Here is a 13,424-nt window from a genome sequence, read left to right as displayed (position 1 = left end):
ACGCGAAAAAAAAAGAGATCAATCAGTCCTCTGATTCATCTCTTTTCACATCTTCATATCTCTTTTTATATCTCTATTCACATATCGCTTTCTTTTATTGCTTTTTCATATATGCACGGAGCCCCCGGGCAAGCGGCCATTCCATCCGGCCGCTTGCCCGGCCGCCGATTCGCTTCAGCGCAGCCGCAAGGCCGCTTCGTTCCACAGCAGTTCCTTGCGGAATTGGCGAACATCGGTTCCTTGGCGAATGACGGCGCATTCGATGCCGGCCAGTTCCGCCCAATCCTCCAGCTGCTCCGTCGTCACCTTGTACGACAGCACCGTATGATGCGCGCCGCCGGCGTATATCCATGCTTCGGCCGACTCGGCCAGCGAAGGCTGCGGCTTCCACAGCACACGGGCCACCGGCAGCTTCGGCATCCTCCGGTCCGGCTGCACCGCCTCCACCTCGTTCACGATGAGACGGAACCGGTGTCCGAGATCGACGAGCGATGCGTTGACGGCGGAGCCCGACCGTCCGTCGAATATCATCCGCGCCGGATCGCTCTTGCCGCCGATGCCGAGCGGATGGACTTCGATCCGCGGTTTAGTCGCGGCAATGGTCGGACATACCTCCAGCATATGAGCACCCAGTATCATTTCGTTACCCGGTTCGAGGTGGTACGTATAGTCCTCCATAAACGACGTCGATTCGTTGCCGGCCATCACTTTCATCACTCGCGTCAGCGCCGCCGTCTTCCAGTCCCCTTCTCCTCCGAAACCGTAACCGGCCGCCATCAGGCGCTGGACCGCAAGTCCCGGCAGCTGCTTCATCCCGTGCAAATCTTCGAATGTCGTCGTAAACGCCTGGAAGCCTCCTTCCTCGAGAAACGACTTTAGGCCAAGCTCGATACGGGCCTGTTCGGCGACGGCGTCCCACAGCGCCGGATTGCCGCGCGTATCGGCGGATATGTCGTACGTTTCGGCGTATTCGTCCAGCAGCCGTCTCACATCCGCTTCGGAAACCGCTTTCATCCGGTCCACGAGATCGCCGATCCCGTAGCCGTCGACCGCCCAGCCGAATTTCACCTGCGCCTCGACCTTGTCGCCCTCGGTCACCGCGACCTGGCGCATATTGTCGCCGAACCGCGCGACCTTTAACCCGCGGCTGGCGGTATAAGCGACGGCCGTTCGCATCCAGGCGGCTATGCGCTCCCGCACCCGCGCATCCTCCCAGTATCCGACGACCACTTTACGGGCGATGCCGAGCCTTGCTCCGATAAATCCGTATTCGCGGTCGCCGTGCGCCGATTGATTCAAATTCATGAAATCCATATCGATGCTGTCCCATGGAATATCCCGGTTAAATTGCGTATGAAGATGCAGCAGCGGCTTGCGCAGCTCCGACAGGCCGGCAATCCACATTTTCGCCGGCGAGAACGTGTGCATCCACGTGATTACGCCTGCGCAGCGTTCGTCGGCATTGGCTTCCAGACAGAGCCGCCGGATGCTCTCCGGCGACGTCAACACCTGCTTGAACGCGACCGCAAACGGCAGCGCATCGTCGGCATCCAATCGTTCCGCTATGTAGCGGGAATGCTTCTCGACCTGCTCCAGCGTCTCCGGTCCGTACAAGTGCTGGCTTCCCGTTACGAACCAAAATGTATACGGCTTCGTATGCAGCATAAGAAAACGCCTCCTTCGGCAACTTAAAATGACACAACCTTGATTCATCTTGTACGTACAAGTTACCTCTCCATTGTAGCCGGATTCTCCTGCCGATTCAATATGCCTGAAGCCGCCATTCGCGAATTATTTTACCGCCAGCACACGGTATGAACGGTTGCAGAACGAGCAGCGAAACACCATGCCGTCCTCGCCTTGCATCAGCTTGAGCCTGTCGTCGTCTTCCGGCTCCAGAATCGCTCTGCCGTGCTCGTCCGTATCCGCCGTATCGAAAAAATCCACCCGGTTGCCGCAATCGCATACGAAGGTCAAAACCATCTTGCTTTCTCCTTTCCGCTTTTTCGATAATACTTGACATTGATACATTTTGTATCATAAAGTACTAGTAGCAGGTAAGAGTACACCGGTACTTCCTTTTTCCGGAAGCCCGGTCTGGCGAGGAGTAATACGATGACGATGGGAGAACGTTTAAAGGAACTGCGTCTGAAAAGAAATTTATCACAAGAAGAAGTGGCCAGACAAATCGGCATTACCCGCTCGGCATACAGTCATTACGAAATCAACAACCGGCAGCCCGTTTATGAAACGCTGATCAAACTGTCCGACTTTTTCGGCGTATCGGTCGATTACATGATCGGCGGCGTGCACAGCCGCGGCGCTCCCCAAGTGACGCCGGAAGCAATCGAAATCATCCGTCTGCTCGACGACATGGATCAGGAAAAGCGCCAAAAGTCACTCGACAAAATCAGGGATGCGATCCGGCAAGCCGACTAGAAGCCCCGGCCGACCGCCAGGCGCCCTCGAACCCCCGCTGCGCGCCGGGACTCTGCCCCGCCGCCTACGCCCGGTCAGGCCGCTTTCGCGCATTGGCCGCCGCCCTTTCGACAATGAGCCGGAACGCGGTCCCGGAACCGCTCGGACAAGCCTATGGCCGCCGTCAGCAGAGGCGCCGGCCAGATGACGGCGAATGGCGAACCGGCGGCCGCCATCGCCTTCCGGCATGGCGCCGCTTTGTCTTGGGCGGCCGTTGCCACCCTTTCGGCCAAAGCGATCGGACGCAGGCAGGAACCGACGCCGGCATAACGGGCGCCGTAGGCGCGGACAGCGCAAGGGAAGCGGCCGATAAGACTAAGACGCTCCGCCCTGCCGTCTATTCACCAGCCTCCGCTTCCTTTCACTTCCTTTGCCGGCAGCCTGATCCGGAATACGCTGCCTTCGCCGGGAACGCTGTCGGCCTCGATCGTGCCGCCGTGCGTTTCCACGATTTCTTTGGCGATCGCAAGCCCAAGTCCGCTGCCGCTGCATTTCGCGGAATTTCGCGACTTGTCCTTCTTATAGAAACGATCGAACAGGAACGGCATGTCCTCCGGATCGATCCCCGGTCCCGTATCATGCACGGCGATTTCCAGCCGGTTGTCGCGGGGACGGTAATCGAACACGATATGGATGCGGCCGCCGCTTTCCATATGATCGAGAGCGTTGTAGATCAAATTCGCCATCACCTGGTCCATACGCGCCGTATCGATGCGGATGACCGCATGCTCCGGATTCCACGGCGCGCCGCCGGAGCGGAAGCTGCAGTCCAGCTTGATCCCTCTCGTTCCCGCATCGATTTCGTAATGCTCGCACAGCCGCGCCGCCCAATCCGCCAGCTTCACATCGCCGAACTGGAACGGGATTTGCCCCGCTTCCAGCTTCGACAGCTCGAACAAATCCTGAATCAGTCCGTTCAGCGCTCCCAGCTTGTTCAGCATCATGCCGATATATTTGTCCTGCTGCTTCGGATCTTTCACCACACCGTCCTTCATCGCTTCCAGATAACCTCGGACAAGCGTCAGCGGCGTCCGCAAATCATGCGAAATATTCGTGATCAGATGTCGTCTCGAACGCTCCATCCGCTCCAGTTCCCGGTTCGTACGCTCCAGCGTTTCGTTGGAACGCCTCAACTCTTCCGTCCGCTGCGCAATCCGCTCTTCCAAGTGGGCGTTCAGCTCGCGAAGCTCGCCGGTTACTTGACCGACGCGCCGCAGCGCGCCGGAAAACCGGCCGGATATAATAAGCGCCTGCATCAGAATGAAAAAATAAAGTCCGAACGGCACCAGTTCCGTCGATTGCAGCCATTCGTTGTACATCAGCATGTCATGGACAACCGTAACCGCGAACGCGAGTATGCCGGTCATGGCGAACGCCGCGCTTTCCCGTTTGCGCCAGCAAGCCAGCGCCATGACATACAGCGAATAGACGCAAACGACGAAAATGTACAGTTGATATCCTCCCAGCAGCTTCGTGTAGACGATGGACGGCGTCGACAGCGCGAGCAGCGCCAGCGCACCGCCGCTTATGAGCGCCGCCCGCATAAAGGCTTTGGAGGCTTCGCCCGGAAACAGCCGGTAAATATAAGCGTATCCTGCGACACCGCTCAGCGCGAACGAGATGTAATCGATCTTCATGCCAATCTCCCAGCCGAGCGGGAGCCATTGCAGCAAAATCGCTTCGCCGGTCACGCTGATCCGCGCGGCTACGAACAGGCACAGCAATCCGAAATATAAAGTAAACCCTTCCTGTCTGCGCAGCACGTACAAGCCGATATGATAAAAGCCGATAATGAGCAGGCTGCCCAAAACGATCATCGTAATGGCCGTTTTTTTCATCTGGGCGGCGATTAGCGTCTGGCTCGTCCCGACAGTCAGATTTTGGCGAATACCGCCCTTGCGATGCTCGTAGTTGGAAACCTGCAACACCAATTCCACCGTTCGGGCGCCGCGCTGCAGGATGACGATGCGAGGCGTTTGTTCCGCTCGCGATTGCGACGCTTCGACAGCCACCCTTCCGGCCGACGCCAGCTCGCGCCCGTTCGCCCACAGCTTGTATGCGGTCAGAATATTCGGGATATGAAGCGCGAACGGCTCGTCCCCATCCGGCAGCCGGATGTTCAGCCGGTATGTCGCGTAGCCCTGGCCGCCCTTCATTCCGCTTTCTTCCGGATAGTAATTCCATGTCCCCGGCACCTGCACGGGCAAGCCGGCAACCCGCTGCCAATCCGTATCCGGAGGAAGCAGACGGCTGCCGTAGAACATCCATTCTCCCGCCAACGGCACCGTTCCGTCGCGTTCAAAGTTCCAGCCGCTCAGATCCAGCGTTCCCCCTTCGGCCCGGGGCGCGGCGGCGCCGGCCGGCGCTGCGTATCCGGCGAAGCATAACCCGATCATAACGGAGCAGACGGCTGCCCACACGATCCTGCGCACCGGTATCCCTCCACGTGCTCATTGATTCAACATTCGCGCTTCGTTATAATAGTCGAGAAAGCAAGGAGGATGGAAGATGAACGGTTGCAAAATTCTGGTTGTCGACGACGAACCGGAAATGACGGAACTCATCAGTCTATATCTCCAACGTGAAGGATATCACGTCCATACGGCAGACAACGGTTCAGACGCCCTGGCCATGGCAAGCGCCGTCCGTCCGGATCTGATCCTGTTGGATATTCTGCTCAAAGGGATCGACGGCATCGAAGTCTGTCAGCAACTTCGCCGTTACTCGGACGTTCCCATCCTGTTTCTCAGCTGCAAAAGCGACGATACCGACATTATACACGGTTTGTCGGTCGGAGGCGACGATTATATTACGAAGCCGTTCAGCCCGAGTCAGCTTGTGGCGCGGGTTAAGGCCCATTTGCGCCGAAGCGCGAGGCTTTCCGGCATGCAGCCGGATGAAGAGGAAACGATTCGGTTCGACGGGCTGGTCATCGATCTGGCGGGCCGGACAGTCGAAGTGAACGGCAAACCGGTCGCCCTGTCGGCCAAGGAATTCGACCTGCTCGCTTTTCTGGCCAAAACCCCGAACCGCGTATTCGAATTGGATCTGCTTTACCAGGAAGTCTGGGGAACTGACAGTATGGGCGATACTCGGACGTTGATGGTTCATATCAGCAATCTGCGCAAAAAAATCGAAAACAACCCGGCAAATCCGAAGTGGATCGTCAATGTGCGGGGTGTCGGATACAAATTTAACGCCAAGGAAGGAATCGCATCGCATGTACATCGCTAAAGACTGGAACGACTACGAATTGCTCGACACCGGAGGAGGGGAAAAGCTGGAACGGTGGGGCAGCTACATTTTGCGCCGCCCCGATCCGCAAATCATCTGGCCGATCGAACGCGAGACGGAACGCTGGAAACAGGCTGACGGCCATTACCACCGCAGCTCTTCGGGAGGAGGCCGGTGGCAGTTCCGGACCGCCTTGCCCGAGCGCTGGACCATCTCTTACGGCGACTTGAAATTTTACATCAAGCCGACCAACTTCAAGCATACCGGCCTGTTCCCGGAACAGGCCGTTAATTGGCAATGGATGATGGACAAGATCCGGAACGCAGGCAGGCCGATCCGCCTGCTCAATCTGTTCGCCTACACCGGCGGCGCTACCGTTGCGGCCGCCGCCGCAGGCGCGGAAGTATGCCATGTCGACGCCGCCAAAGGAATGGTGCAGTGGGCGAAAGACAACGTCCGGCTGTCCGGGCTCGAATCCCGCCCCGTCCGCTTCATTACGGACGATGTATTCAAGTTCGTACAACGGGAACAGCGCCGCGGCAACAAATACGACGCGCTCATTATGGACCCTCCCTCGTACGGACGCGGACCGGGCGGCGAAATGTGGAAGCTGGAGCAGAGCCTGTACCCGTTTTTGCAATCGTGCATGTCCATTATATCGGACCGTCCGCTGTTCGTGCTCATCAATTCGTATACGACCGGCCTGTCGCCGATCGTCCTGCACAATATGCTGCACCTTACGATGCAGCGGAGATTCGGCGGCAGCATTACCGCGGGCGAAATCGGCTTGCCGGTGACAGCCTCCGGCCTGACGCTACCGTGCGGCATTCTCGGGCGTTGGGAAGCAAAGCGATGACGATGAAGCCGGAAATTCCGATTCTGTACGAGGACAACCATTTGCTGGCGGTCGTCAAGCCTCCCGGCATTCCGTCGCAAGGGGACGATTCCGGCGATCCCGACATGCTTACCCTGCTTCGCGAAGACCTGAAACGTCGCTACAACAAGCCGGGCAACGTGTATCTCGGACTCGTCCACCGTCTCGACCGCCCGGCCGGCGGCGCCATGCTGTTCGCGAAAACGTCGAAAGCCGCTTCGCGGCTCTCCGACGCCGTACGGACACGGGCGTTCGGCAAATCGTACATCGCCGTTGTCCACGGCTCGCCAAAGCCGGCATCCGCCAGGCTGACCCATTATTTGCTCAAGGATGCGGCGCGCAACCGGGTAACGGCGCTCCCGGGGCCGGCGCCCGGCGCCAAGGAAGCCGTCCTGACTTACCGGACGGCCGGTCAGGCGAACGGCTTGACGCTCGTCGCCGTCACGCTCCATACCGGACGGCCGCATCAAATCCGCGCGCAGATGGCCGCCATCGGCTGCCCGCTTGCCGGCGACGTCAAGTACGGCGGCAGCAAGCCGGAGGATGGCCGGACGATAGCGCTATGGTCGGCCATGGTCGCCGTCGCCCACCCGGTCACCAAGCAGTGGATGACGTTTCGCTCCCTTCCTCCCGCCCATGCGGCTCCATGGCGCCTATGGCCGGAAGAGCAGCTCGCGGCAGCGGCGGCAATGGCCGAAACGGATGCGGCGGAATAACCGCGGAATATAAAAAAGAACGGCCAGGAAAGTGATAGCGTAGCGAATCGCCGCCTGAGCTGCCTGGACAGAGCATGGATAGGCAAAACAATGCAAAAGCAATGCTGCAAAAGTGCAGCTTTTTCGGGCATAAAATAGCCAAAACGCGAAAATTCCTGCGATAATGCAGTATTTTTGCCCCGTCCAAGCCAGATTGGCGAAAACTGCCAAAATATACTGTATTTTTGCAGGATTTTGCGCCATAGTCATTTATTTGGGCCAAAATTCCTGTATTTTTGCAGCTTTTCCGCCAAAGTAATCTGCCGGGAGCGGGGGGGCGCTGAAGGCGGTGCACGCCGACGGACCGGCGGCGATTAGACGGAAGACGCGGTGCACGCCGACGGACCGGCGGCAATTAGATGGATGGCGAGGCACACTGATGGATCGACGGCGATTAACGGAAGACGCGGAGCGCACTGACGGACCGGCGGCGATTGGACCGAATGGCGGGGCGCACTGACGGACCGGCGGCGATTGGACCGAATGGCGGGGCGTACAGACGGACCGGCGGCGATTGGACGGATGGCGGTGCACGCCGACGGACCGGCGGCGATTGGACGAATGTCGGGGCACACCGACGGACCGGCGGCGATTGGACGAATAGCGGGACGCTCCGACGGACCGGCGACAATTAGATGGATGGCGAGGCGCACAGACTGACCGGTGGCGATTGGACGGATGGTGCGGACGGTTAGAAAAGAGAGAGCCGAGAACCGTCTTCGGGCGAATCGCCCGAAGACGGTCTTTTGGCTCTCTATCGTCTATTTACATGACAGCCTTCTTCTTGATGGCCGGTTGAATGAGCTGCGACGGCTCCGTATCCATGCCGGCGATCTTGCCGAGCAAATATACGAGCAGCTGTTGGTTATGGACGGAAATGCGGTCCAGCGATTCCCGAACGATCGAATCTCTGACGTTCACGCCTCTGGAAACTTCCGACTCGCCCTTCTCCGTCAGCGTCACCCATACGATCCGGCGGTCGCCGGCGTCGCGCGTCCGTTCGATCAGGCCGTTTCGCTCCATACGGTCAAGCAGCGTCGTTATGGCGGCAGGCGTAGTCGACAAATATTGGAGAAGATCGGACGGCTTCATCGGCTGATGCTCCGCAAGCAGCTCCAGCACGTTCAACTGCCCTTCCGTCAGTCCGGGCGCCAATTCCTCCTCCAGCCTGATTTTCCACTCCTTCGTCAGCTTCATCCAAATTCGGGCAAATTGTTCCGACATCCTATCCGTCACCAACTTCCTATGATCGATTTTCTTATAATTATACCATGGCGCTTTGTCGAATAAAAGGTTAATGCAATTAATAATTTGCGCCATTAATCGACGAAAACGACGAACCATTTGACACGGGAAGACATAAATTGGCATATAGGCTGATGCCCCGGCTCGAAACCGATCGTTTCAAGGAGCGTGAACCAAAAGTGGACGACAAAAAAACGGAAATTGTTCGCAAAATTCGCGCGCTAGACATAATAAAAGACCCGCAATGGCTGGAAAAACCCGATGAACCGGTGCCATTGTGGGTCATGTTCGACGCCATTATTCAATTATTGGAGCGGCTCGATCCGCCCCATCGCCCTTATGATTGATGCCCGCCGCCTGCCAGCGGGAACAGCGCGATGACGGCATCGCCCTTCTCCAGCGGCACCAGCGAGCGTCCGACCGATTTCCGTTCTTCGATCGGCGCCTTCTCCGTCCATACCGTATGCTGCTGCCCGGACGCCGTCAGCACGACAAGCTCGCTAGCTTCCTTGCACCGGTAAGCGCCGGCCAGCGCGGAGCCGTTCGGCCGAACCCGCTTGCCTTCCTTGAACTCGAAGGTGGCGATACCTTTGCCTCCGCGCCCCTGGACCGGGTAATCGACCAGCAGCGTCCGCTTGCCGAAGCCGAGATCGGACAATACGAGCAGTTCCCCTTCATCGTCCACCAGCTCCGCCGCCACGACTTCGTCGTTTTCCTTCAACTGGATGCCGCGTACGCCGCCGGCCGCCCGTCCCATCGCGTTCACTTCATTCTCCGCGAAGCGGATGGCCATTCCGTTCTTGCTGACGAGCAGAACATGCTGCGTGTTGTCCGACGGCAGGACGCGCACCACCTCATCGCCGTCCGCCACTTTGCACGCCGTTATCGCAATCGACCGCGTCGTCGCGTATTCCGCCAGCTCGGTCCGCTTCACCTGTCCGCGTTTCGTGAAGAACAGCAGCGACCGGCCGGGAACGTTGAAATCTTTGACCGGCACGACGCTGACGATCGCGTCGTCTTTCGGAAGCGGCACGACATTGACAAGCGCGGTCCCCGTTTCCTTCCACTTGAACTCCGGTATTTGATGGACCGGAAGCAGGAAGTACTGCCCCTTGCGCGTAAACAGAAGCAGATTGTCCAGCGTATTGACTTCGAACAGATGGCGTACCGTATCGCCTTCCTTGACGCCCCCGCCCAACCATTCTCCTCCGGAACGGGTAAACGAAAGCATGCTGGTCCGCTTGATATAACCGTCCTGGCTGAGCGTCACGAGCACATCCTCGGAATTGACGATCACCTCGAGGTTGACTTTCAGCTCCTCGACTTCGCTCTGAATTTCCGACCGCCGGTCGATGCCGTATTTGTCGCGAATTTCCTGCAGCTCGTCCCGAATAACGCCGAGCAATTTTTTCTCGCTTTTCAAAATCCCGTTCAAGTAATCGATTTTTTTCTTGACGTCCTTCAGCTCTTTCTCCAGCGTCACGATTTCGAGATTGGTCAGCCGGTACAGCTGCAATGTCAGAATCGCGTCCGCCTGCCGTTCGGTAAATCCGAAATTCGCCACCAAATTGTTTTGGGCATCCTGCCGGTTTTTCGACGCTTTAATGGTCGCGATGACGTCGTCCAGCAGATTCAGCGCCTTGACGAGCCCTTCCAGCACATGCGCGCGGTCTTCCGCCTTCTCCAGCTCGTATTGGGAACGGTAGGTGACGACTTCCTTCTGATGATCGATATAGGCGCTCAGCATCTCCTTCAGGCCGAGCTGCCGCGGCGTCTTGTTGACGATCGCCACCATGTTGAAATTGTACGTGACTTGCAGGTCGGTTTTTTTGAGCAAATAAGCCAAAATTCCGTTGGCATCGGCGTCCTTCTTCAGCTCGACGACGATGCGGAGGCCTTCGCGGCCGCTTTCGTCGCGAACCTCGGCGATACCTTCGACTTTTTTCTCCAGGCGGATATTTTCCATCGCCGTGACGAGGCGGGATTTTACTACCTGGTACGGAATTTCCGTAATGACGATTTGCCGTTTGCCCCCGCGCAGCTCCTCGATATCCGTCTTCGCCCGGATATAGATGCGCCCTTTGCCGGTCGAATACGCTTCCCGGATGCCGTCGCCGCCCATAATGAGCCCGCCTGTCGGAAAATCCGGACCTTTGACGATCGCCATCAGCTCCTCCAGCGTCGTATCCGGATTTTGCATAATGGCGATGCAGGCATCGATCACTTCGCGCAAATTATGGGGCGGAATTTCCGTCGCGAAACCCGACGAGATGCCGCTGACGCCGTTGACGAGCAGGTTCGGATACCGGGACGGCAAGACGACCGGCTCTTTCGTCGTATTATCGAAGTTGTCCTTGAACTGCACCGTCCGCTTGTCGATATCGCGCAGCAGCTCCATCGCGATCGGCGACAGACGCGCTTCGGTGTAACGCATGGCGGCTGCCGGGTCGTCATCCAGCGAGCCCCAGTTGCCATGCCCGTCGATCAGCACATGGCCCATCTTCCACGGCTGGGCCATCCGCACCATGCCCTCGTAAATGGAGGCGTCGCCGTGCGGATGATAATTGCCCATCACGTCGCCGACCGTCTTCGCGGACTTGCGGTACGGCTTGTCCGGCGTATTGCCGGAATCGTACATCGCGTACAAAATTCTCCGCTGCACCGGCTTCAGCCCGTCGCGCACGTCGGGTATCGCGCGGTCCTGAATAATATATTTGGAATACCGGCCGAATCGGTCCCCTACGACCTCCTCGAGGAACGCCGGCAAAAATTGCTCCAAGATGCTCACTATCGTTCCCCCCTTATCTTTCCAGACCGTTCATTGCCGCCACTATTCTTCATACTCCGTAAAGTCGACGTTTTCGATAATCCACTTTTTCCGCGGATCGACCTTGTCGCCCATCAGCGTCGAGACGCGGCGCTCGGCCTTGGCGGCGTCTTCGATCTGGACCTGAAGCAGCGTCCGCGTTTCGGGATTCATCGTCGTTTCCCACAGCTGTTCCGGGTTCATCTCCCCCAGCCCCTTGTAGCGCTGAAGCTCGCTGTTTTTGCCGAACTCCTTCAAATAATTTTGCAGCTGCTCGTCCGTCCACGCGTACCGGACCGTATTCAGCTTGCCGCTTTTTCGCGATATTTTATACAGCGGCGGCTGGGCGATATAGATCCGGCCCGCATCGATGAGCGGCTTCATATACCGGTAGAAAAAGGTGAGCAGCAGCACCTGAATGTGCGCGCCGTCCGTATCGGCGTCGGTCATAATAATAATTTTGCCGTAGTTGCAGTCCTCGATCTCGAACTCCGAGCCTACGCCGGCGCCGATGGCGGCGATAATCGCCTTGTATTCGTCGTTCTTCAGGATGTCGGCCAGCTTCGCTTTCTCCGGATTCATCGGCTTGCCCTTGAGCGGCAATATCGCCTGGTGGCGGGAATCCCGTCCCTGCTTCGCCGAACCGCCCGCCGAATCGCCTTCCACGATAAACAGCTCGTTGCGGGCGCTGTCTTTCGACTGCGCGGGCGTCAGCTTGCCGCCCAGGTTGGAGCTTTCGCTCTTTTTGCGGCCGCTGCGGATTTCGTCCCGCGCCTTGCGGGCCGCTTCGCGCGCCTTCGACGCCTGTATCGCTTTCTTGATGAGCGTCTGCCCGATCTGCGGATTTTCCTCCAGAAATACCTGCATCTTTTCCGAGACGACGGAGTCCACGACACTGCGGGCGATCGCACTGCCGAGCTGGTCCTTCGTCTGGCCGACGAATTCGACCTCGGCCATCTTCACGTTGATGACGGCCATCATCCCTTCGCGCAAGTCGTTGCCGTCCAAATTTTTGTCTTTCTCCTTCAGCAGCGACGTCTTGCGGGCGTATTCGTTCATGACGCGGGTGTACGCCGTCTTGAAGCCGGTCTCGTGCGTTCCGCCGCCGCGCGTCGGAATCGAGTTGACGAACGAGGCGATCGTTTCCGTGTAGCCGTCGTTGTATTGCAGCGCCACCTCAACCTCGATATCGTCCTTCTCCGCCATAAAATGGATCGCCTCGTGAAGCACCGACTTGCCCTCGTTCAGAAATTGCACGAACTGGCGGGCGCCGCCTTCGTAATGAAAGACGTCCTGGTTGCCGCTGCGCTCGTCCCGCAGCGTCACCTTGAGGCCCGAATTGAGAAACGCGATTTCCTGCAGCCGCTCCGCCAGCGTATCGTAATTGACGTTGATGTTGCCGTGAAAGACGCGCGGGTCCGGCTTGAACGTCACCTTCGTACCCGTCCGGTTCGTATTTCCGATCACTTCAAGACCGGTCACCGGTTCGCCGACATGCTCCTTGCCCTCGTCGTCCACCCAATATTCGAACCGCTGTCTATGTATTTTGCCATCGCGGTAAATTTCGACCTCCAGCCACTCCGACAGCGCGTTGGTGACGGAAGCGCCAACGCCGTGCAGACCGCCGGATTTTTTGTAGCCGCCGCCTCCGAACTTGCCTCCCGCGTGCAGTATGGTATAGACAACCTGCGGCGTCGGGATGCCGATTTTGTGCATGCCCGTCGGAATGCCCCGGCCGTTGTCCCTGACCGTGATCGACCCGTCCTTATGAATCGTGACGTCGATCGCGTCGCAAAATTTCGCCAGATGCTCGTCCACCGCATTGTCGACGATTTCCCATATCAGATGATGCAGCCCGGAGCTGCTCGTGCTGCCGATATACATGCCCGGCCGCTTGCGGACGGCGGTCAGTCCTTCCAGTACTTGTATGTCATCGGCTTCGTATTGACGATCGGATGAAGCGGAAGCCATTTGTTGATCAAACAAATCCAATTGCTCAGCCATACGCGTCCTCCTTGTCGAAGTTGAGCCT

12 protein-coding genes are annotated in these 13,424 nt (G+C 58.1%); 6 read left to right on the top strand and 6 right to left on the bottom strand.

The window, feature by feature from the left end; translation table 11 throughout:
* Nucleotides 1-174 precede the first annotated feature (174 nt).
* Together araA and ABEV74_RS14370 are read right to left on the bottom strand one after the other, a co-directional pair.
* On the bottom strand, nucleotides 175-1,665 hold the full coding sequence (gene araA / locus ABEV74_RS14375; protein ID WP_430146858.1) for an L-arabinose isomerase: 1,491 nt from the start codon (nucleotides 1,663-1,665) through the stop codon (nucleotides 175-177).
* A gap of 126 nt (nucleotides 1,666-1,791) precedes the next feature.
* Nucleotides 1,792-1,983, bottom strand: coding sequence for a hypothetical protein (locus tag ABEV74_RS14370; protein WP_062492837.1), 192 nt, complete (start codon nucleotides 1,981-1,983; stop codon nucleotides 1,792-1,794).
* Nucleotides 1,984-2,121: 138 nt separating this feature from the next.
* On the opposite strand from ABEV74_RS14370, the gene ABEV74_RS14365 reads away from it, so the two are divergent.
* Together ABEV74_RS14365 and ABEV74_RS14360 are read left to right on the top strand one after the other, a co-directional pair.
* The gene (locus ABEV74_RS14365) at nucleotides 2,122-2,439 is read left to right on the top strand and encodes a helix-turn-helix domain-containing protein (protein ID WP_335338498.1); all 318 of its coding nucleotides are present in this window, start codon (nucleotides 2,122-2,124) and stop codon (nucleotides 2,437-2,439) included.
* A gap of 183 nt (nucleotides 2,440-2,622) precedes the next feature.
* Nucleotides 2,623-2,748, top strand: a complete 126-nt coding sequence (locus ABEV74_RS14360; protein ID WP_430146856.1) for a hypothetical protein — start codon at nucleotides 2,623-2,625, stop codon at nucleotides 2,746-2,748.
* Nucleotides 2,749-2,819: 71 nt separating this feature from the next.
* Here ABEV74_RS14360 and ABEV74_RS14355 read toward each other — a convergent pair whose 3' ends face one another.
* Nucleotides 2,820-4,910 (bottom strand): sensor histidine kinase, encoded by a 2,091-nt coding sequence (locus ABEV74_RS14355; protein WP_430146854.1) that lies wholly within the window; start codon nucleotides 4,908-4,910, stop codon nucleotides 2,820-2,822.
* 76 nt (nucleotides 4,911-4,986) lie between these two features.
* Here ABEV74_RS14355 and ABEV74_RS14350 point away from each other — a divergent pair, with 76 nt between their 5' ends.
* Genes ABEV74_RS14350 through ABEV74_RS14340 form a run of 3 tightly spaced genes read left to right on the top strand, consistent with a single transcriptional unit; the run spans nucleotide 4,987 to nucleotide 7,302 of the window.
* Complete coding sequence (locus ABEV74_RS14350) at nucleotides 4,987-5,712, top strand: response regulator (protein WP_430146852.1); 726 nt, start codon at nucleotides 4,987-4,989, stop codon at nucleotides 5,710-5,712.
* Nucleotides 5,699-6,568: a class I SAM-dependent methyltransferase gene (locus tag ABEV74_RS14345; protein ID WP_062492832.1), complete on the top strand. Its 870-nt coding sequence runs from the start codon at nucleotides 5,699-5,701 to the stop codon at nucleotides 6,566-6,568. Before ABEV74_RS14350 ends, ABEV74_RS14345 begins: the two co-directional genes overlap by 14 nt.
* A complete protein-coding gene (locus tag ABEV74_RS14340; RefSeq protein ID WP_430146849.1) occupies nucleotides 6,565-7,302 on the top strand; it encodes an RluA family pseudouridine synthase in 738 nt (245 codons plus the stop codon). The genes ABEV74_RS14345 and ABEV74_RS14340 overlap by 4 nt, the downstream gene beginning before the upstream one ends.
* A gap of 804 nt (nucleotides 7,303-8,106) precedes the next feature.
* On the opposite strand, the gene ABEV74_RS14335 is transcribed toward ABEV74_RS14340, so the two are convergent.
* On the bottom strand, nucleotides 8,107-8,565 hold the full coding sequence (locus ABEV74_RS14335) for a MarR family winged helix-turn-helix transcriptional regulator (protein WP_062492830.1): 459 nt from the start codon (nucleotides 8,563-8,565) through the stop codon (nucleotides 8,107-8,109).
* Nucleotides 8,566-8,705: 140 nt separating this feature from the next.
* Between ABEV74_RS14335 and ABEV74_RS14330 the strand changes: the two genes are divergently transcribed.
* A complete protein-coding gene (locus ABEV74_RS14330; RefSeq protein ID WP_430146847.1) occupies nucleotides 8,706-8,933 on the top strand; it encodes a hypothetical protein in 228 nt (75 codons plus the stop codon).
* On the opposite strand, the gene gyrA is transcribed toward ABEV74_RS14330, so the two are convergent.
* The gene (gene gyrA / locus ABEV74_RS14325; protein ID WP_430146845.1) at nucleotides 8,924-11,374 is read right to left on the bottom strand and encodes a DNA gyrase subunit A; all 2,451 of its coding nucleotides are present in this window, start codon (nucleotides 11,372-11,374) and stop codon (nucleotides 8,924-8,926) included. The two genes, ABEV74_RS14330 and gyrA, sit on opposite strands and share 10 nt — an antisense overlap.
* Before the next feature lie 42 nt (nucleotides 11,375-11,416).
* The gene (gene parE, locus ABEV74_RS14320) at nucleotides 11,417-13,396 is read right to left on the bottom strand and encodes a DNA topoisomerase IV subunit B (protein ID WP_430146843.1); all 1,980 of its coding nucleotides are present in this window, start codon (nucleotides 13,394-13,396) and stop codon (nucleotides 11,417-11,419) included.
* Nucleotides 13,397-13,424: the final 28 nt, after the last annotated feature.

The organism is Paenibacillus cisolokensis (genome assembly GCF_050481165.1).
In the GTDB taxonomy this organism is placed as follows: Bacteria; Bacillota; Bacilli; order Paenibacillales; family Paenibacillaceae; genus Paenibacillus_AH; species Paenibacillus_AH cisolokensis.
Note: the sequence above shows the minus strand (reverse complement) of the source record. Positions and strands in the feature narration are given on the sequence as shown.

Coding starts and splice junctions, on each gene's coding strand:
- araA (WP_430146858.1), bottom strand. CDS start 1,665: ATGCTGCATACGAAGCCGTATACATTTTGGTTCGTAACGGGAAGCCAG.
- ABEV74_RS14370 (WP_062492837.1), bottom strand. CDS start 1,983: ATGGTTTTGACCTTCGTATGCGATTGCGGCAACCGGGTGGATTTTTTC.
- ABEV74_RS14365 (WP_335338498.1), top strand. CDS start 2,122: ATGGGAGAACGTTTAAAGGAACTGCGTCTGAAAAGAAATTTATCACAA.
- ABEV74_RS14360 (WP_430146856.1), top strand. CDS start 2,623: ATGACGGCGAATGGCGAACCGGCGGCCGCCATCGCCTTCCGGCATGGC.
- ABEV74_RS14350 (WP_430146852.1), top strand. CDS start 4,987: ATGAACGGTTGCAAAATTCTGGTTGTCGACGACGAACCGGAAATGACG.
- ABEV74_RS14345 (WP_062492832.1), top strand. CDS start 5,699: ATGTACATCGCTAAAGACTGGAACGACTACGAATTGCTCGACACCGGA.
- ABEV74_RS14340 (WP_430146849.1), top strand. CDS start 6,565: ATGACGATGAAGCCGGAAATTCCGATTCTGTACGAGGACAACCATTTG.
- ABEV74_RS14335 (WP_062492830.1), bottom strand. CDS start 8,565: ATGTCGGAACAATTTGCCCGAATTTGGATGAAGCTGACGAAGGAGTGG.
- parE (WP_430146843.1), bottom strand. CDS start 13,396: ATGGCTGAGCAATTGGATTTGTTTGATCAACAAATGGCTTCCGCTTCA.